The sequence below is a fragment of the Massilia sp. BHUDP2 genome, from assembly GCF_046236355.1.
GTDB lineage: Bacteria > Pseudomonadota > Gammaproteobacteria > Burkholderiales > Burkholderiaceae_D > Telluria > Telluria varians.
The window spans coordinates 1,003,965-1,022,302 of sequence record NZ_JBJUVW010000001.1; the positions used below are offsets into that span (position 1 = coordinate 1,003,965).

The window sequence follows — 18,338 nt, forward strand, 5'->3', positions numbered from 1 at the left end:
GAACAGGATGCGCGAGCACAGCTGGGAGAGGTGCGCAGGGTATTGGTCGTCGATGACGAGGCCGACGTCGCGGACCTGGCCGAGATGCTGCTGGCGGCCCACGGCATGGACGCGATGGTCGCTTATTCGGGCGCCGCGGCCCTCGAGATGCTGGCCGCCCACCCCGACATCGACGCCGTCATTTCCGACGTCATGATGCCCGGCATGAACGGGCTGGAACTGGCCGAGCGCATCGCCGGGAGCTATCCGGCGGTCAAGGTCATCCTCGCGTCCGGCTATATGGCGCCAAGCATGTTCAATGGACAGGCGATAAAGCAGCTCTTCATTGCCAAGCCCTACCGCATCGACCAGCTGCTCCGGCTGCTGCGCACCTGAGGCCGCACCGCCACGCTTCAGGCCGGCATGACGCGCGTCAGGTGCAGCTGGCGGCGCAGCACGTAGCCCAGCGATTCGTACAGGGCGATCGCGCCCAGGTTGCTGGGGTAGACGTGCAGGAAGGGCTGCAGGCCTCCCGCCATGATGCGAAGCGTGCGCTCGGCCATCAGGTGGCGCGCATAGGCCTTGCCGCGATGCTCGGGGTGCACGCACACCGCGCTGACCTCGACCGCGCCATGCGGACGCATCCGTTCCCCCGCCATCGCCGCCAGCCGGCCGCCATCCCGGATGCCGAGGAATTCGCCCAGTTCGTGGGTACGCTCCGCGAACGGTCCCGGATTGGTCAGCCCGGCAAGCAGGCGCATCTCGCCGGCGTCCGCCTGGCCCAGCACCGTGAACGGCAGCGTGCCGGGCCCCGGCGTGCGCGTGGCCACCATCTGCAGTACCGGATCGAGCGGCGTCAGCACCAGTCCGGCGCGCTGCGCGGCCGCCTGGCGCGGCGCCTCGGGCGTGACCAGCATGGCCGCCTCGCCGGGTTCAAGCAGCGCCGCCAGCGCCTCCCAGGCCGCAGGGCTGTCGTCGGCCAGTGCCGCGAAGGGACCGATCTCGCGCGGATAGCGCCTGGCCAGCGGGCCGCCGCGGGCCAGGTGGCGGTGGCCGCCTTCGAGGGCCGACCAGACCGGCCGGTCGAGGCTGGCGTGCAGGGCAGGGGACAGGGACATGGCGTGCATCCTCTCGGTTGTCGATAAGGAGATGATAGCGCCGTCGCTCCGTATCGGCAGCAAGGCGGACCCGGGCGCGGCGGCCTAGCCCCCCGGGCTACTCGCTGACCTTGCCGCGCAAGGACTTGACCCGCCCGCTGCGCGCCTTGGCATCGAGCCGGCGCAGCTGCGATCCGCGCGTCGGCCGGGTCGGGCGGCGTACCAGGGGTACGACGCTGGCCTGGTCGACCAGGGCCTGCAGGCGCTGCAGCGCGTCCAGCTTGTTCTGTTCGAGGCTGCGCGAGGCCTGCGCCTTGAGAACGATCACGCCCTCCTGCGTGATGCGGGCGTCGCGCAGGGCCAGCAGGCGCTCCTTGACGGCTGCCGGCAAGGACGAGGCGGCCACGTCGAAGCGCGCGTGCACCGCACACGACACCTTGTTCACGTTCTGTCCGCCCGGTCCCTGGGCCCGGATTGCGCTGAATTCGACTTCCGCCGGGTCGATGACCGCCATGTCCCACCTGTCAAAGTTTCAGATGACATTGTAAGGGCAGGGCGCTTCCTTCCGCAGCGATCTTGCCGCACGACATGAAAGTTTCGCGTGGCCGGGCATCGGTTGCTGCGCTATCATGTATTTACGTGCTCACTGCCTGCCGCGCGCACCGCTGCGCGGCCATCCCGGAGGAGCTGTGAACCTGTCGCCCCTGCCCCTTGCCGTGTTCGTCGTCGATGCGGCCGGCACCGTCACCAGCTGGAACAAGGCCTGCGAAAAACTGGCCGGCTACGGCGCCGGCGAGATCCAGGGCATGACCCTGGACCGCATCGTCGAGTTCGACGACCCCGCAGGCGCCAAACCGCGCATGGCCGCGCGCGCCGACGCCGAGAACGAGGGCACCCTGCACACGGCCGACGGCCGGCGCCTGCCGGTGCGCATCACGGTGGCGCCGCAATCCTTCGACACCGAGAAGCCCGGCACCTTCAGCGTCATCCTCATCCCGCGCACCAGGCAGTTCCCGACGCGCTACGCCCTGATCCAGGACCTGCCGGTGGCCGACATCCTCGAGTCGCTGCCCTGCGTGTTCTACGTGATCGACCAGAGCGGCCACCTGCTGCTGTGGAACCACCAGCTGGAAGAGGCGCTGGAGATGGATGCCGAGGAGCTGCCCACTTCCAACGTCAAGTTCTTCTTCGACGAAAAGGAACGGCCACTCATCGTCGACAAGATCCTCGCCGCCTTCGACGGCGGCGGTTCCACGCACGAGGCGGAACTGGTCGGCAAGCACGGCAAGCGCACCCCCTACCTGTTCCGCTGTTCCCTGGCCCACCTGGGCAATGTCCCGGTCGTGTTCGGTACCGGCATGGACATCACGGCGCGCAAGCAGGCCGAACTCGGCCTGCGGGTGCGCGAGCGCGCCATCTACTCGAGCCTGAACGCCATCGTCATCACCCGCTGCGAAGAAGACGAGCACCGCATCGACTACGTCAACCCGGCCTTCGAGCGCATCACCGGCTACCTGCTTTCCGAGATCCGGGGCCAGGATCCGCGCTTCATGGCCATTCCGGGCTGCGACGAGGACGAGCGCCAGCGCATCCGCGAAACGCTCGCGCGCAAGGAAAGCGTGCGCGTGGTGCTGCGCAACAAGCGCAAGAACGGCGAGGTGTTCTGGAACGACCTGCGCATCGATCCGGTGTCCAACGGCGACGGCGAGATCACGCACTTCGTCGGGGTCATCAACGACATCACCGAGGCCCGCCATTACGAGCGCCGCCTGCACCACCTGGCCCACCACGATCCGCTCACCGGCCTGGCCAACCGCACGCTGCTGCAGGACCGGCTGCGCCAGGCCATCGACAGCGCCAAGCGCGGCGGCTTCATGGTGGCGCTGGCCTTCCTCGACCTCGACAACTTCAAGCACATCAACGACAACTTCGGCCACGATGCCGGCGATGCGGTACTGCGCGAAATCGCCCAGCGCCTGCGCGAGAACGTGCGCGAGGAGGACACCATCGCGCGCATGGGCGGCGACGAATTCGTCCTCGTCATCTGCAACCCGGCCAGCCACGAACGCATCGCCGCACTGATTGAGCGCATCCGCCGCAGCGTCATGGCGAAGGTCGAGGTGAAGGGGCGGGACATCCTGCCCGGCACCAGCATCGGCGTCAGCATCTTCCCCGACGACGGCGACAGTCCCGAGAAGATCATGCGTGCGGCCGACGCCGCCATGTACCACGCCAAGACCCTCGGCAAGAACAACTTCCAGTTCTATTCCACCGACCTGAACCAGATCGTGCACGAACACCTGATGCTCGAGGCGAACCTGAGCCGCGCGATCCGCCAGCACGAGATGGTGCTCGATTACCAGCCGAAGGTCGACCTGCGCAGCGGCAAGGTGGTGGGCGCCGAGGCCCTGGTGCGCTGGCGCCATCCGGTCGAGGGGGTGATCCCACCCGACCGCTTCATCCCGGTAGCCGAGGAAACCGGCCTGATCGTGCCGCTGGGCGACTGGGTCATCGACGAGGCCTGCAGCGCGCTCAAGGCCATGGAAGCGCTCGGCGTGAAGGATTTCGTCATCGCGGTCAACCTGTCGGCGCGCCAGCTGCGCCAGCGCCAGTTCGCCGAGCGCCTCGGCGCGACCCTGAGCCGCCACGGCGTCGACCCGCGCTCGCTCGAACTCGAGGTGACCGAGAGCCAGCTGATGGACCATCCCGACGAAGCGCTGGACGCGCTGGGCCAGCTCAAGGCGCTAGGGGTGCGCCTGTCGATCGACGATTTCGGCACCGGGTACTCGAGCCTGAGCCACCTGCAGAAATTCCCGGTCGACGTCATCAAGATCGACCGCTCCTTCCTGGGCGACGTCGGCCACGACGGCCACCTGGTCATCACGCGCGCCATCATCGCGCTCGGCCACAACCTCAAGCTCAAGGTGGTGGCCGAAGGCGTCGAGACGCGCGAGCAGATCGCCTTCCTGCGCGAACACGACTGCGACCAGATGCAGGGCTTTTACTTCAGCCCCGCGCTGCCGCGCGAGACGCTGCAGGAGATGGTTGCCAGGGACGCGCGCCTGCCGGATTGAACCGCAAGAGAAGGGACCTCAGGCCTTGCCGCCGTCCCGTGCCTGCAGCAGCGCCCAGATCTGTTCCGCGTCGACCGGCTTGACCAGGTAATGGTCGAAACCCGACGCCTGGGCGGCTTCCCGGTCCTTTTCCTGGCCGTAGCCCGTCACCGCCACCAGCATCGATCCCGCGGTCTCGGGCAGGCGGCGCAGGCGGCTGGCCAGCTCGTTGCCGTCCATGTCGGGCAGGCCGATGTCGATCAGGCAGACCTCCGGCCGCTCCTGCCTGGCCCGCTCGATGGCGCGCAGGGAAGAATGTTCGACCGTGACCACGTACCCGAGCAGTTCGCACAAGGCTGCCAGCACCTCGGCGGCGTCGACGTTGTCGTCGACGACCATCACGCGCGCCTGTCGCGCGCGTGCGTCCGGCGCCGCCTGCGCCTGCGGGGGCGCGACGGTGGGCGCCGGCGCCTGCCGGTGGCGCGGCAGATGAATGCTGAATTTGCTTCCCTGTCCCAATCCCGCGCTGTGCAGCGCGACCCGGCCGCCATGCAGCTCGACCAGGCTCTTGACCAGCGCCAGGCCGATGCCCAGGCCGCCCTGGGCGCGGTCCGGCGTGCGCTCGGCCTGGGCGAACAGCTCGAAGGCATGGGCCACCGTGTCGGGTGTCATGCCGATGCCGTTGTCCGTCACCGTGATCACCACCTGTTCCGCTTCGGTACGCAGGTGCAGCACGATGCTGCCGCCTTCCGGCGTGTACTTGGCCGCATTGTTCAGGACGTTCGCAACGCACTGGACCAGGCGTTTCAGGTCGCCCCACACATGCGCCGGACCCGGCGCCACGTGGACTTCCAGGTGATGGCGGCGCAGTTCGATCAGCGGCTTGACCTGTTCGACGGCCTCGCTGACGACGCTGCGGGCGTCGACCTCGCTCCGTTCCAGGCTGACCAGGCCGCGGGTGACGCGCGACACGTCCAGCAGGTCGTCGATGAGCCCGGTCATGTGCCTGACCTGGCGCGAGATGATGCCGCTGGTCTGGCGCACGCGTGTTTCGTCGAGCCGCCCGAGGCGCAGCAGGTCGGCCGCCGAGCTGATCGGGGCCAGCGGATTGCGCAGTTCATGCGCGAGCATGGCGAGGAACTCGTCCTTGCGCCGGTCGGCCTCGCGCAGCGCCAGCACCGCCCGGGCGCGCGCCACCGCATCCCAGGTGCGGGCCGCGGTCTGGCGCATCAGCTCGACGTCCTCGTCGCTCCAGGCGCGCGGCTGGTCGTGATGGGCGAACATGAAGGCCACCGTCTTGCCGTCGCGCTGGATCGGGGCGGCCACCGAAGCGCGCGCGCCGATCTCCGCGTGGGCCGCGGCGGCCGCGCCGACGGTGCGCGGATCGCTGGCCAGGTCGCTGACGCGCATCACGCGCCCCGCGCGGATATCGGCTGCCAGGGCCAGACCGTAATCGTCGAGCCGCTCGACCCGCGCCGGCAGTTCCGGCACCCGGCGCACGTCGTTGTAGTTGTGCCCGACGACGCCGTACTCGACCGCCTCGTCCATGCTGACGTAGCCGACCCGCGGCACGCCGAGGATGCGTGCCAGCTCCCGGGTGGCCACGGTCATCATCATCGCCGGGTCGTCGGCGACGCTGCGCAGCTGTTCGTCCAGGTCGAGCAGCATGGTCTTGTGCGCCTCGGCCTTCTGCGCCGCCAGCACCGCCAGCTTGCGGGCGCTGACGTCGTCGAAGAACACGGCCAGGCCGTCGTCCAGCGCGGGATTGGCCCGGACATCGAGCCAGGCCCGGCCCCCATCCGGCAGGAGACAGGCCTGCTCGGCCGACTCGGCCTTGCGGCCGGCGCGCACGCGTGCGAGCAGGGCGAGGATCTCGGCGCCGGCCAGCGCCGGGAAGGCCTCGCAGTAGGGCTTGCCGACGATGGCCTCGCGCGGCAGGGCGGAAAAGCGCAGCGCCGCATCGTTCGCATAGGTCACGGCATCGTCCGCCGCCAGCAGCACCAGGCCCTCGCTCAGGGTATCGAAGATGTACTGGCTGCGGTCGCGTTCCTGGCGCAGGGCGGCCTGCGCCAGGGCATTCTCGACCGCCGACCAGGTGCGCTCGGCCACGTCGCGCGTGACCAGGATGTCGTCGCCGGTCCAGCAGTAGGCATCCGGCTTGGCGAGGTTCAGGTTGGCGGCCCAGCGCCCGTCCTTGAAGATCGGCACCGCCAGCAGCGCGCCGATCATGATGGTCCGGTAGCTGCCGGCAAAGGCGGCGGTCCTGGCGTCGGCGGCCACGTCGCCGACCACGAAGTCGCTTCCCGTGCCCAGCGTCGCGACCACCGCCGGTCCGAAGTCGTCGATGCGTCCCGAGGTGGGCATGGGCGGAATCCCGGCGTCGAACCACCCCGCGCGCGAGAAGAAGGTATGGCCGTCCGGGCCGACTTCGGTGTACCAGCAGTGCGAGGCGCCGAGATACCCGGCCAGCAGCCTGGTCGCGGTCTCGACGATGGCGGTGGGCGAGGACAGCGTCTTGAGCTGGTCGGCGAGCCGGAGCTGGAAGGCGCGCCAGCGGGCGTTCAGGGCGGACGGATCGACAGGATTCTCGTGCATGGGTCTCTTTCAGTGCGGCGCGCGCAGCGTCAGGCGGATGATCTCGCCCGGCTGCCACAGGCGCATGCGCGGGCCCCAGCTGCCGGCGCCGCGGGTCACGTACAGCATCATGCCATTGACGTCGTAGGCGCCGATGTATCTCGCGAAGCGTTTCTGCACCGCATAGCCGAAGGGCCAGATCTGGCCGCCGTGGGTGTGCCCGGACAGCATCAGGTCGACGCCGCGCGCGCTGGCTTCCTCGATGATGCCGGCGGCCGGGATGTGCGACATCAGGATGGTGGCGCTGCCGGTCGGCGCCGGGATGGTGCGCGCCAGGCCGCTCGTGATCTCGCGTTCATTGCGCATGGCGCGGCCGATGTCCTCGATCCCGGCCAGCACCAGGCCCGGGGCCAGCTCCACCTGGCGGTCGCGCAGCCAGCGCACGCCGCCTTCCTCGAATTCGCGCACGGTGGTTTCAAGGTCGCCGTAGAACTCGTGGTTGCCGGTCACCGCCCACACGCCCCAGGGCGCGCGCAGCCCGCGCAGGGTAGGGGCCAGCTGCGGCTCGCCGATCGGATCGTCCTCGACCTGGTCGCCGAGCAGCAGGACCGCGGCCGGCTGCAATGCGTTGATCTGTTCGACGCGCGCCGCCAGCCATTCGGAGCGGCGCTGGGCGCCGAGGTGGATGTCGCTGACGGCGACGATGACGGTGCCGTCCAGCGCCTGCGGCAGGTTCTTCATCACGACTTCCTGGTCGACGATGACGGGGGCGCGCATGCCCTGGAAGATGGCGAAGCTTGCGAGCAGCACGCCGCCGATGGCGCCGATGGCGCGCAGCTTCTGGGTATGCGCGCGCCACCAGAATCCAAAGCCGCTGGCTAGGTCCGTCACCAGCAGGCACAGCGACATGATGAAGGTGATGCCCAGCCAGGTCAGCGCGAACTGGCCCGGCCACCAGCGCCAGTCGAGGGCCTGGTCGCCGATGCGCACGCCGGCGAAATACAGCAGCCAGACCAGGAAGGCGCCGATCCACCAGGCACGCCGCGGGATGCGGCGCTTGACCGCATCGAGCGAATACAGGCGGGCGGCGACGTACAGGTGGAAGAGGGTACCGACGATATTGAGGACGATCGAAAACATGGATGCAGATGCTGTGGCCGAAGGTGCTTACCTTAACGCAAATTTGACAAATTTGCGCACATGCCGGGATGCAAATAATATTTGCAAAAATGCCTAAAAATCCATATTTCGTATGTCTTGAAACTGCCTTGGCATGGCACTAGATTGGAGTCACCGGATGCTCACGATGAGGTTCGGCAACTATATCGCTTAAACTTTACGAGGATATTTATCATGCGTACTTTCGACCTGACTCCCCTGTACCGTTCCGCCATCGGTTTCGATCGCCTGGCCAGCCTGCTCGAGCAGCGCGCCGAGCCGAGCTACCCGCCGTACAACATCGAACTGGTGAGCGAAGACAACTACCGCATCGTGATGGCCCTGGCTGGCTTCACCCGCGACGAAGTGGAAATCGTGACCGAGCGTGACACCCTGCATGTCACCGGCCGCAAGCAGAAGGACGAGACCCAGCGCACCTTCCTGCACCGTGGCATCGCCGCCCGCGATTTCGAGCAGCGCTTCCAGCTGGCGAACCATGTGAAGGTCACCAGCGCATCGTTCGACAACGGCATGCTCACCATCGAACTGGTGCGCGAAGTGCCGGAAGCGTTCAAGCCGCGCAAGATCGCGATCGGCGACGCCAACGGCAATACCAATAACGTGCAGCAGCTGGAACAGCGCGCCGCCTAAGTACAGGTAGTCATGTGAAAGAAGGGCGTCCCGTGGGGCGCCCTTTTTGACGATGGGGCCTGGCTTCGGTTTAAGAGCGGTATAAGGCCAAAAGTTGCCTGCTTAAGCATGGTCTAAGCCAGCTTTGGGAAGATAAGCCCATCGATAAAGAACATCATCGGTCAACCATTTTCATCAGGAGCACATACATGCGTAACGAAGGTGCCGTCACTGCCATCACTGCCAAACGCCTCACGCTGGCCCTGTGTGCCGCGGGCGTCATCGGCGGAGCGGTCGGTGCGCTTGCCGTCAACCATAACAACGCGGCAGCCGAAGCCGCGGCCGCCGCAGCAGCGCCGGCGCCTGCGCAGCTGGCTGCAGCCCCGGCTCCCGCCGCCGCCCCGGCGCCGGCAGGCACCGTGACCCTTCCCGACTTTACCCGCATCGCCGCCCAGAACGGCAAGGCGGTGGTGAACATCCAGGTGGTCGGCAGCACCAAGACCGCCAACCGCGGCAACGTGCCCCAGCTCGACCCGCGCCACCCGTTCTATGAATTCTTCCGACAGTTCCAGGACCCGCGCGGCAGCGGTCGTGGAGCGCCCGTTTTCGGCGCCGGATCGGGCTTCATCGTAAGCCCGGACGGCGTCATCCTGACCAACGCCCACGTCGTGCAAGGCGCCGACGAAGTCACCGTCAAGCTCCATGACCGCCGCGAATTCCGCGCCAAGGTCGTGGGCGCGGACGCGCGCACCGACGTGGCCGTGCTAAAGATCGACGCCAAGAACCTGCCGGTGGTGCCGCTCGGTAAATCGCGTTCGCTGGCCCCGGGCGAGTGGGTGCTGGCCATCGGCTCGCCCTATGGCCTCGAGAGCACCGTCACCGCCGGCGTGGTGAGCGCCACCGGCCGCAACCTGCCGGACGGCCAGGTGCCCTTCATCCAGACCGACGTGGCGGTCAACCCGGGCAACTCGGGCGGCCCGCTGTTCAACACCCGCGGCGAAGTGGTGGGCATCAACTCGCAGATCTACAGTCAGACCGGCGGCTACCAGGGCCTGTCCTTCTCGATCCCGATCGACATCGCGGTCAAGATCAAGGACCAGATCATGGCCACCGGCAAGGTGCAGCATGCCAAGCTGGGCGTGAACGTACAGCCGATCGACCAGGTCTTCGCCGACTCCTTCGGCCTCGATTCGCCCGAAGGCGTCCTGATCGCCAACGTCGAGCGCGGCGGCCCGGCCGAGCGCGCCGGCCTGAAGTCGGGCGACATCATCCGCCGCCTGAACGGCCAGACCATCGTGTCGCCGGGCGACCTGTCCAGCAGCGTCTCGCTGTCCAAGCCGGGCGAGCGCGTGGCGCTCGACGTCTGGCGCGACGGCAAGCTGGTGCGCGTCGATGCGGTCCTCGCCGACGCCAGCGAGAAGGCCAAGCGCGGCGCGCCGGAAGAGCTGGCCGCGAACGGCGGCGACAAGGGCGCCAAGCTGGGCCTGGTCCTGCGTCCGCTCGAGCCGATCGAGCGCCGCCAGAGCGGCATCGCCTCGGGCCTGCTGATCGAGGATGCGCGCGGCGCGGCCGCGAGCGCCGGCATCGAACCGGGCGACGTGCTGGTCTCGGTCAACGGCCGTGCGGTCAACTCGCTCGAGCAGGTTCGCGACGTGGTGGGCAAGGCCAGCAAGTCGGTGGCCTTGCTGATCCAGCGCGGAAGTGAAAGAATCTTCATTCCAGTGCGGATTGGCTAAGGAAGCGCAGCGTCCTCGACCGGCTGGTTACACGAACGGATAATTCATGCGGCTATTGCTGGTAGAAGACGATACGATGATCGGCGAAGTGGTGCTCGACCTCCTGCGGGCCGAGCACTACGCTGTCGATTGGGTCAAGGACGGCGAAATGGCCGACACGGCCCTGATGCAGAACCAGAACTACGACCTGGTCCTGCTCGACCTTGGCCTGCCGCGCAAGGACGGGCTGGACGTGCTGCGCTCGATGCGCACCCGCAAGGACCGCACTCCCGTACTGGTCGCCACCGCGCGCGATTCGGTGGCCCAGCGCATCGCCGGGCTGGACGCCGGCGCCGACGACTACGTCCTCAAGCCCTACGACCTCGACGAACTGCTGGCGCGCATCCGCGCGCTGCTGCGCCGCGCCGCCGGGCGCGCCGAACCGATCTTCGAATACAAGAACATCTCGGTCAATCCCGCCACCCGCGAAGTGCTGGTCGACGGCACCCAGGTGGCCCTGTCCGCCCGCGAATGGGCGGTGCTGGAAGCCCTGGTGGCGCGGCCCGGCGCCGTGCTGTCGCGCGCCCAGCTGGAAGAAAAGCTCTACAGCTGGCGCGACGAAGTCTCCAGCAACGCGGTGGAAGTCTACATCCACGGCCTGCGCAAGAAGCTGGGCAGCGACCTGATCCAGAACGTGCGCGGCGTCGGCTACATGGTGCCCAAGGCATGAAATTCAGGTCAAAGGTCACGCACTCGCTGCGTGGGCGCCTGTTGTGGTACCTGCTGGCGGCGATCACCATCGCCGCCCTGGCGCAAGCCTCGATCGCCTACCGCACCTCCCTGCACGACGCCGACCAGATCTTCGACTACCACATGCAGCAGATGGCGCTGTCGCTGCGTTCGAGCACGCCGCTGTCGAACAGCGAGGCGCAGCAGCGCCTGCAGGCCAAGAACGAGGCCAGCCCGGGCGGCGCCGGCAACGACGACATGGTGGTGCAGATGTGGTCGCCCGACGGCGTGCAGGTCTTCCACAGCGTCTCGCGCGCGCGGCTGCCGCAGCGCGCGGTGCTGGGCTTCTCCAACGTCAAGGCCAACGGCACCGTCTACCGCGTGTTCTCGATCCAGAGCGAGAACCAGACCGTGCAGGTGGCCCAGGACCTCGCCGTGCGCCGCAACATGGCGGGCAACCTCGCGCTGCGCACCCTCGGCCCGATCGCCGTCATGATGCCGATCCTGATGCTGGTCGTGTGGTGGGTGGTGAGCGGCTCGCTCGAGCCGGTGGCGCGGGTGCGTTCGCAGGTGGCTTCGCGCCAGGCCGACGATCTGTCGCCGGTGTCCGACGCCGGCCTGCCGGACGAGGTGCAGCCGCTGGTGCAGGAGCTGAACCTGCTGTTCGGACGCGTCAGGACCGCCTTCGACGCCCAGCAGTCTTTCGTTGCCGACGCCGCGCACGAACTGCGCACGCCGCTGGCGGCGCTGCGGCTGCAGGCCCAGAGCCTGGACCGCGCCGACACGCCGGAAGCGCGCAAGCTGGCCGTGCAGCGCCTGACGGCCGGCATCGACCGCGCCACCCGGCTGGTCGAGCAGCTGCTGGTGCTGGCGCGCCAGGAAGCCACCGCCGCCGCCGGCACCGTCGCGCGCCCGGTCGACCTGGCCGACCTGGCGCGCCGCACCGTGGCCGACCTGGCCGGCGTGGCTGCCGCCAAGGGCGTGGACGTCGGCATCCACCACGCCGATCCGGCCACGGTGGAAGGGCAGCCGGATGCGCTCCACATCCTGCTGCGCAACCTGGTCGACAACGCCATCAAGTACACCCCGGCGGGCGGCACCGCCGACATCTCGGTGCGCAGCGACAGTGCAAAGGACGGCTGCACGGTCACGGTCACGGTCGAGGACAGCGGCCCCGGCATCCCGCCGGAGGAACGCGAGCGCGTGTTCGACCGCTTCTACCGCGTGGCCGGCAGCGAGGCGGCCGGCAGCGGGCTGGGACTGGCGATCATCAAGGCGATTGCCGAACGCCACGGCGCCACCCTGGCGCTGGGCGAGTCGGAACGCCTGGGCGGCCTGTCGGCCACGGTCTGCTTCCAGCAGCCGGCCTGAGTCACCCTTTGCTGCGCATCAGGATGGCCTTCAGCGCGCCCGCGTAGCGCTCGCTGACGGCCACCACCTCGCCATTGCGCATGCTCAGCCAGTAGCTGCCGTCGCCACGGGTTTCCATGCCGGCGATCTGGCTGCGCCGCACGATCGTGCCCCGGTGCACGCGCACGAATTCCCCCGGGGCCAGCAGGCTTTCGAGGCGGCTGAGCGTCATCCGGTGCAGGACCGTGCGTCCCGCCAGGCGCAGCTCCACATAATTGCCCGCCGACTCGATGCGCAGGATGTCGCCCACCTTGACCTGTTCGATGCGGCCGACCGAGCGCACGCTGATCGTGTCCAGGCTTTGCGCGCCATCGACGAAGCCGCGCAGGGCCGCGCCATAGGCCTCGCGCTGGCGCTGGCGCAGCATGCTCGCCGCGCGCTCGACGGCCTGCGCCAGGCGCGCATCGTCGAGCGGCTTGAGCAGGTAGTCGAGGGCATGCACCTCGAAGGCCTCGATCGCGTGCTCGCTGTAGGCGGTCACGAACACGACCAGCGGCGGCTCGCGCAGGCGGCTCAGTTCACGCGCCAGCACCAGCCCGGACTGCCCCGGCATCTGGATGTCCAGGAACACCAGGTCGACGTCAAGGCCCGCCAGTGCCGCGCGCGCCGACGCCGCTCCGCCGCATTCCCCGGCCAGCTGCCAGCCGGGATGGGCGGCCATGGCCAGGCGCAGATTCAGCCTGCTCGGCAGTTCATCGTCGACGATCAGGTAGCGGATCGCCATGGCCTCAATCCACCTGCGCCAGCGGCAGGCGCACTTCGGCGACGAAGCGCTCGCCCTGCCGCCCGGCGAAGAGGGCGGCTTCCGGGTGCATCAGGCGCAGCCGGTCGCGGGTGTTGGCGAGCCCGAGGCCGGCGCCCGGGTTGGCGGGAAGGTCGCCGCGCGCCGGATTGGTGACCCGCACCAGCAGCGCGTCGTGTTCGCGGATGAAGGACAGGTGGATGTCGCTCGGCCCTTCGCTGCAATCGAGGTCGTGGCGCAGCGCGTTCTCGACCAGCGGCTGCAGCAGCAGCGGCGGGCAGGCGATGTGTTCCAGCCCTTCGCCGGCGCCGTCGACCTGCATGCGCAGCCGCTCGCCGTAGCGCAGGCGCTGCAGGGCCAGGTAGTCCTGCACGAAGCGCAGCTCGGCGGCGACGCTGACGGCATGGCCGCTGCTGGCGGACAGCACGTAGCGCAGCAGCTCGCTCAGGCGTCCGATACCCTGCAGCGCCAGGCGCTTGTCGTCGCTGCGCACCAGGGCGCTGATCGCGTTCAGGGCGTTGAACAGGAAATGCGGTTCGAGCTGGGCGCGCAGGGCCAGCATGCGCTGCTCCTCGAGCGCCAGGCGCAGGTTGAGCATGTCGGTCTGCGAGCGTTGCCAGGCCAGCTCGCGTTCCTTGGACTGGCGCCAGTAGAAGAATGCCAGGATCGCGGCAAAGGTGCCGGTGGTCGAGAACCAGCCGACCAGCAGCATCCTCATCAAGAGCTGCCAGGCATCCTCCAGGCTGGAGACCTGCAGCATCCCCCGCTGCCAGGCCATGTACATCCACTGGGCCGGCTGGAACAGCAGCACCAGGCACGCGAACATCGCCACCACGTTGCGCGGACGCGAGATCAGGGCCGGCCAGCGCGTCAGCGCGATGCACAGGATGCAGCTCAGGACGATCAGCGGCACGGCATATTCGACGAACCAGGTCGCCAGCAGCGCCGGATAGTGGCTGGACTGCCCGGCGCGCAGGTTGTCGCTGTAGGTCTGGAGTGCGCCGAGCACGCTGATGGCGGTCCACAGGACGACCATGGACAGCACGATCCTGGCGAAGGGCTGGATGCGATAGGAGGAGGAGCTCATCGGAAAAGTATAGCAGCGCGAAACGGCTGCCAAACCAGGCCTGCCGGGGATGCCATCACACGGAAGCGGGCATTCGTCACATACCGGGTGGCGGCCGGCGAAAGGGTGCGCAGAATAGCCAGGTCCATTGTCGAGTGCATCGAGAAACCACCATGCTCCTTCGCAGCCTTTGTCTGATCCTGGCCGCCTTCCTGGCGGGCTCGCATGCCACCGCCATGCCTCCCGTCGTCGAACAGGAACTGGCGCGCCAGGGCATCCCTGCCGGCGCACTGAGCTACCGGATCGAGGCCCTGGCAGGAATGCCGTCGCAGGGATTCGGCGAGCGCCGCGCGCTTAATCCGGCGTCGACCATGAAGCTGGTGACGACCCTGGCCGCCCTGGATACCCTGGGGCCCGCGCACCGCTGGACCACGGCCATGCTCGCCGACGCCAGGCTTGAAAACGGCGAGCTGAAAGGCGACCTGTACCTGCTGGGCGGGGGCGACCCCAACCTGAGCTGGGAGCGGCTGGGCGGCATGCTGCGCAGCCTGCGTAACAGCGGCATCGTCTCCATCGGCGGGGACCTGGTGCTGGACCGGACCCTGTTCCAGCCGACCCGGCTCGACATCGGCGCGCCACCGTTCGACGACACGCCGGACGCCTCGTACAACGTCATCCCCGACGCGCTGGCGCTGTCGGACTACCTGGTCACCTACACGCTGTCCTCGGATGCGTCGACCGTGGCGGCGCAGGCCACGCCACCGCTGTCCGGGGTGTCCGTGCTGAACCGGATGACGCTCAACGACTTGCCGTGCAAGGACTGGCGCGAGACCTGGCAGCAGCCAAGGGTGGAGGAACAGGGCGCTCTGGTGCGCATCGTCCTGAACGGCAGCTTTCCGCGCGACTGCAGCAAGGCCGTCGACCTGCACACGCTCGACCGTGACCTCTACATCGAACGCCTGGTGCGCGCGCTGTGGGAAGAGATGGGCGGCCGGTGGCGCGGCCGCGCCCGCGAGGGCAAGGTCCCCGCCCGCGCGGCCGTGCTGGTCGAGCGCCAGTTCGAGACCCTGGCGGAGACGGTCCGCGCCATCAACAAGGACTCGCACGCGGTCAAGGCGCGCATGGTCTACCTGACGCTGGGCGCCACGGCCGGCGGGAGCGGCAGCCAGCCGACGCTCGAACGGGCGCGCCGGCGCGTCCTCGACTGGATCGCCGCCCAGGGCGTCGACACGGCCGGCATCGTCATCGAGAACGGCTCGGGGCTGTCGCGCATCGAGCGGCTCAGCGCCGCACAGCTGTCCGCCTTGCTCAAGTCCGCCGCGGCGGGCCGCTGGTATCCGGAATTTTCCGCCAGCCTGCCGATCGTGGCGCTGGACGGCACCATGAAGAATCGCCTGAAGACCGGCCCCGCGGCCGGCAACGCGCGCCTGAAGACCGGCACGCTGCGTGACGTCGCGGCGCTGTCCGGCTACGTGCGCGACCGGCGCGGAAAGGACTGGATCGTGACGGCCTTCGTCAACGACCCGCAGGCCGGCGAGGGCAGGGGCAGGGCCGTGCTCGACCAGCTGATCCTCTGGGCCGCCGAGGGAAACGCCGCAGCCGAACTACCTTCCATCCACCCACCTGACTGATTCCTACCATGCGAATGACCCGAACCGGCAGCGCAGGCGCGCTGCTGCTGGCGGCGCACGCCTGTGCATCCGCCCAGAGCGCTGCTCCACCGTCCATCCAGCAGGTCGTCGTCAAGGCCGGCGCAACGAACAGCCGCGCGCAGTCGACTACCACCGCCATCGTCGTCGGGCGCGACGAGATCCTGCGCCAGGGCGACGCCAGCCTGGCTGAGGTACTGAAGCGGCAGCCCGGCATCACGCTCGAGGCCAGCCCGGGGAGGGAAGCCGCCATCCGCATGCGCGGCCTGGGCAGCGGCTATGTGGCGATCCTGCTCAACGGCGTGCCTGCGCCGGCCGGCTTCTCGCTCGAATCGATCAGTCCCGAGCTGATCGAACGCATCGAGATCCAGCGCGCCGCCACCGCCGAAACCAGCAGCCAGGCGTTGGCCGGCGCCATTAATATCGTCATGCGGCGCGCCGGCCCGGCAAAGAACGAGGGCGCGAACGAGATCAAGGCGGGCAGCGCCTTCCAGCGCGGCCATGCGGCGCCGCAGCTGCTTGCCCAGCACAGCGGACGCAGGGGAGCGCTCGCCTACACCGTGACCGCGACCGTCAAGCGCAACCTGAATCCGATCGCGGCGCTGAGCACCGAGGCAGGATCGGACCCTGCGCTGCTACGCCGTACGGCCTGGACCGACCACCAGTTCGAGGACATCCTCGAACTGGCGCCGCGCCTGAGCTGGCAGGCGAACGCGGCCGACAGCATCAGCGCGCAGGGCTACCTGCGCAGGCGCCACATCGACAACGTCAAACGCGAAAAGGAGACCACCGAGATTGGCCGGCCGACGCCGTTCCCGCACGCCTACCAAAGCTTCGAGACCCGTCCCCTGCACGCCTACGCCGACCTGGCCTGGACCCGCAGGCTGGAGGGCGGCGCCCGCCTGAACGCCAAGCTGTCCGGCTTCCGAATGAAGCGCGAGGCCGGCTTCGTCTACCGGGGCATGGATGCGCAGGATCGCCTGCGCGAGTCCCATCTGGTTGCCTCCGGCCCGGTCGAGCGCGAATGGACCTTCAGCGGCAGCTGGCGCCGCCCGCTGTGGGGCAGCCACTCCCTGGCGGCCGGATGGGAGTTCGGCCGTAAGGGGCGCAGCGAATACCGGCGCGAACGGCATGTCGATCCCCGCGGCACGCTGCTGTTTTCCAGCGACGAGGATTACCGCGCCAGCGTGCTACGCAGCGCCTTCTTCATCCAGGACGAGTGGGACATCGGCCCCGGCTGGTCCGCCTATGCGGGCCTGCGGCGCGAAGACTTGCGCACGACGGGCGAAGGCAATGCGGCTGCCCCGGTGGACGTCGACGCGGGCGCCTGGAGTCCCGTGTTCCAGACCTTGTTCAAGCCGCAGCGGGCGGAAGGCGGCACCGGAGCGCGCGACGGCTTTCGCTTCGCGGTCAGCCGCACCTACAAAGCGCCGAACATCGTCCAGCTGCTGCCGCGCCGCTACACGGTCGACAACAACAACAGCGCCACCAATCCGGACCAGCAGGGCAACCCCAGGCTGCGGCCCGAACTCGCCCTGGCCGTCGACCTGGCCTGGGAGCGCTACTTCGGCGCGGCGGACATGGTGAGCGTGAGCCTGTTCCACAAGCGCATCCGCGACATCACGCTGACGCGCATCGGCGAGAGCCGCGGCGTGTGGACCGCCACCCCGGACAACGCGGGCAGCGCAGCGGTGCGCGGCATCGAGTTCGAAGGCAAGCTGACGCGCGGCGCGCTGTCAGGACGCCTGAACCTGGCGCGCAACTGGTCGCGCCTGGACAGCGTGCCGGGGCCGGACAAGCGCATCGAAGGCCAGCCGGCCTACAGCGGCAATCTCGGGCTGGACTACGCGGCGCCGGCCGGCCGCTTCGACCTGGGCGGCACCTGGACTTACCGGGGACGGGTGGCGAGCCGCGCGAGCGCGCTGATCTTCAGCGAGGACGGCAGCCGGCGCCAGCTCGACCTGTATGCGGTATGGAAGCGCGACGCGCGCTCGAGACTACGCCTGTCCGTGGCCAGCCTGGCGCAGCGCGACTACCTGGAACGCCTGGCGTACGAGGGGCACAGGCCGCTCGAACGCGCCACCGTCTACCAGCTGCGCCCGACCTGGCGCCTGGTGTGGGAACAATCTCTGTAGGCACGGGGCCCTAGGCGCGGCAGCCCAGTTTGCGGTAGCGCTTGCGCAGGCTGAGCAGGTCCAGCTGCACCGATTCCATCATCGCGGCGCGCACGCGCCGCTCCGATTGTTCCGCTTCCAGGATGGCCGCGCGCAGGCGGCCGCATTCCGGCGCCTGCTTCGTGCTGCGGTGACGAGCGGCGGCGCAGGTCTTGCCGGCCTCGCAGCCGACGGCGAGATGGTGTGACGCCAGCTGGCGTGCCGCGGCCGGGGCCAGCATGCAGGACAGCAGGATGCACGCCGCCAGGGAGGCGGCAGGTCGCGTGGCGAGGGTAGGAATGGTGGTCTCCGTGGTGCCGGAGGGTCGCTCGGCACTGCCGGCCCCTCTCGTTCTTGTATAAGGCGCGCAGGATACCCGCGTT

General features: G+C 68.8%; 15 protein-coding genes. 8 read left to right on the top strand and 7 right to left on the bottom strand.

The genetic code is table 11. The annotated features are described in order from the left end of the window. Nucleotides 1-30 precede the first annotated feature (30 nt). Nucleotides 31-375 carry a response regulator gene (locus ACK6C6_RS04430; protein WP_409266100.1) on the top strand — a complete coding sequence of 115 codons (345 nt, stop codon included), beginning with the start codon at nucleotides 31-33 and terminating at the stop codon, nucleotides 373-375. A 17-nt stretch (nucleotides 376-392) separates the two neighbouring features. On the opposite strand, the gene ACK6C6_RS04435 is transcribed toward ACK6C6_RS04430, so the two are convergent. Together ACK6C6_RS04435 and arfB are read right to left on the bottom strand one after the other, a co-directional pair. After that, on the bottom strand, nucleotides 393-1,097 hold the full coding sequence (locus ACK6C6_RS04435; RefSeq protein ID WP_409266101.1) for a GNAT family N-acetyltransferase: 705 nt from the start codon (nucleotides 1,095-1,097) through the stop codon (nucleotides 393-395). A 97-nt stretch (nucleotides 1,098-1,194) separates the two neighbouring features. Further along, nucleotides 1,195-1,590, bottom strand: a complete 396-nt coding sequence (arfB, locus tag ACK6C6_RS04440) for an alternative ribosome rescue aminoacyl-tRNA hydrolase ArfB (RefSeq protein ID WP_409266103.1) — start codon at nucleotides 1,588-1,590, stop codon at nucleotides 1,195-1,197. Between the two features lie 175 nt (nucleotides 1,591-1,765). Between arfB and ACK6C6_RS04445 the strand changes: the two genes are divergently transcribed. Next, nucleotides 1,766-4,150 (top strand): EAL domain-containing protein, encoded by a 2,385-nt coding sequence (locus ACK6C6_RS04445; RefSeq protein ID WP_409266105.1) that lies wholly within the window; start codon nucleotides 1,766-1,768, stop codon nucleotides 4,148-4,150. An 18-nt stretch (nucleotides 4,151-4,168) separates the two neighbouring features. On the opposite strand, the gene ACK6C6_RS04450 is transcribed toward ACK6C6_RS04445, so the two are convergent. After that, a complete protein-coding gene (locus ACK6C6_RS04450; protein ID WP_409266106.1) occupies nucleotides 4,169-6,724 on the bottom strand; it encodes an ATP-binding protein in 2,556 nt (851 codons plus the stop codon). Between the two features lie 9 nt (nucleotides 6,725-6,733). Beyond that, a complete protein-coding gene (locus tag ACK6C6_RS04455) occupies nucleotides 6,734-7,843 on the bottom strand; it encodes a metallophosphoesterase (protein WP_409266107.1) in 1,110 nt (369 codons plus the stop codon). A gap of 213 nt (nucleotides 7,844-8,056) precedes the next feature. Between ACK6C6_RS04455 and ACK6C6_RS04460 the strand changes: the two genes are divergently transcribed. The 4 genes from ACK6C6_RS04460 (at nucleotide 8,057) to ACK6C6_RS04475 (ending at nucleotide 12,306) form a co-directional block, all read left to right on the top strand. Next, the gene (locus tag ACK6C6_RS04460; protein ID WP_209588907.1) at nucleotides 8,057-8,512 is read left to right on the top strand and encodes an Hsp20 family protein; all 456 of its coding nucleotides are present in this window, start codon (nucleotides 8,057-8,059) and stop codon (nucleotides 8,510-8,512) included. A gap of 188 nt (nucleotides 8,513-8,700) precedes the next feature. Next, a complete protein-coding gene (locus ACK6C6_RS04465; protein WP_209588908.1) occupies nucleotides 8,701-10,227 on the top strand; it encodes a Do family serine endopeptidase in 1,527 nt (508 codons plus the stop codon). Nucleotides 10,228-10,273: 46 nt separating this feature from the next. After that, the gene (locus ACK6C6_RS04470) at nucleotides 10,274-10,936 is read left to right on the top strand and encodes a response regulator transcription factor (RefSeq protein WP_036214193.1); all 663 of its coding nucleotides are present in this window, start codon (nucleotides 10,274-10,276) and stop codon (nucleotides 10,934-10,936) included. Next, nucleotides 10,933-12,306, top strand: coding sequence for an ATP-binding protein (locus tag ACK6C6_RS04475; protein WP_409266108.1), 1,374 nt, complete (start codon nucleotides 10,933-10,935; stop codon nucleotides 12,304-12,306). Before ACK6C6_RS04470 ends, ACK6C6_RS04475 begins: the two co-directional genes overlap by 4 nt. Nucleotide 12,307: 1 nt before the next feature. On the opposite strand, the gene ACK6C6_RS04480 is transcribed toward ACK6C6_RS04475, so the two are convergent. After that, nucleotides 12,308-13,069, bottom strand: a complete 762-nt coding sequence (locus tag ACK6C6_RS04480) for a LytR/AlgR family response regulator transcription factor (protein WP_409266109.1) — start codon at nucleotides 13,067-13,069, stop codon at nucleotides 12,308-12,310. Between the two features lie 4 nt (nucleotides 13,070-13,073). Continuing rightward, nucleotides 13,074-14,174, bottom strand: coding sequence for a sensor histidine kinase (locus ACK6C6_RS04485; protein ID WP_409266110.1), 1,101 nt, complete (start codon nucleotides 14,172-14,174; stop codon nucleotides 13,074-13,076). A 152-nt stretch (nucleotides 14,175-14,326) separates the two neighbouring features. Here ACK6C6_RS04485 and dacB point away from each other — a divergent pair, with 152 nt between their 5' ends. Further along, nucleotides 14,327-15,784 (top strand): D-alanyl-D-alanine carboxypeptidase/D-alanyl-D-alanine-endopeptidase, encoded by a 1,458-nt coding sequence (gene dacB, locus ACK6C6_RS04490; protein WP_409266111.1) that lies wholly within the window; start codon nucleotides 14,327-14,329, stop codon nucleotides 15,782-15,784. 8 nt (nucleotides 15,785-15,792) lie between these two features. Continuing rightward, a complete protein-coding gene (locus ACK6C6_RS04495) occupies nucleotides 15,793-17,937 on the top strand; it encodes a TonB-dependent receptor plug domain-containing protein (protein WP_409266113.1) in 2,145 nt (714 codons plus the stop codon). Nucleotides 17,938-17,947: 10 nt separating this feature from the next. Here the strand turns inward: ACK6C6_RS04495 and ACK6C6_RS04500 are convergent, their stop codons facing one another. Then, a complete protein-coding gene (locus ACK6C6_RS04500) occupies nucleotides 17,948-18,196 on the bottom strand; it encodes a hypothetical protein (RefSeq protein ID WP_409266114.1) in 249 nt (82 codons plus the stop codon). Nucleotides 18,197-18,338 lie beyond the last annotated feature (142 nt).

Coding starts and splice junctions, on each gene's coding strand:
- ACK6C6_RS04435 (WP_409266101.1), bottom strand. CDS start 1,097: ATGTCCCTGTCCCCTGCCCTGCACGCCAGCCTCGACCGGCCGGTCTGG.
- arfB (WP_409266103.1), bottom strand. CDS start 1,590: ATGGCGGTCATCGACCCGGCGGAAGTCGAATTCAGCGCAATCCGGGCC.
- ACK6C6_RS04450 (WP_409266106.1), bottom strand. CDS start 6,724: ATGCACGAGAATCCTGTCGATCCGTCCGCCCTGAACGCCCGCTGGCGC.
- ACK6C6_RS04455 (WP_409266107.1), bottom strand. CDS start 7,843: ATGTTTTCGATCGTCCTCAATATCGTCGGTACCCTCTTCCACCTGTAC.
- ACK6C6_RS04460 (WP_209588907.1), top strand. CDS start 8,057: ATGCGTACTTTCGACCTGACTCCCCTGTACCGTTCCGCCATCGGTTTC.
- ACK6C6_RS04465 (WP_209588908.1), top strand. CDS start 8,701: ATGCGTAACGAAGGTGCCGTCACTGCCATCACTGCCAAACGCCTCACG.
- ACK6C6_RS04470 (WP_036214193.1), top strand. CDS start 10,274: ATGCGGCTATTGCTGGTAGAAGACGATACGATGATCGGCGAAGTGGTG.
- ACK6C6_RS04475 (WP_409266108.1), top strand. CDS start 10,933: ATGAAATTCAGGTCAAAGGTCACGCACTCGCTGCGTGGGCGCCTGTTG.
- ACK6C6_RS04480 (WP_409266109.1), bottom strand. CDS start 13,069: ATGGCGATCCGCTACCTGATCGTCGACGATGAACTGCCGAGCAGGCTG.
- ACK6C6_RS04485 (WP_409266110.1), bottom strand. CDS start 14,174: ATGAGCTCCTCCTCCTATCGCATCCAGCCCTTCGCCAGGATCGTGCTG.
- dacB (WP_409266111.1), top strand. CDS start 14,327: ATGCTCCTTCGCAGCCTTTGTCTGATCCTGGCCGCCTTCCTGGCGGGC.
- ACK6C6_RS04495 (WP_409266113.1), top strand. CDS start 15,793: ATGCGAATGACCCGAACCGGCAGCGCAGGCGCGCTGCTGCTGGCGGCG.
- ACK6C6_RS04500 (WP_409266114.1), bottom strand. CDS start 18,196: ATGCTGGCCCCGGCCGCGGCACGCCAGCTGGCGTCACACCATCTCGCC.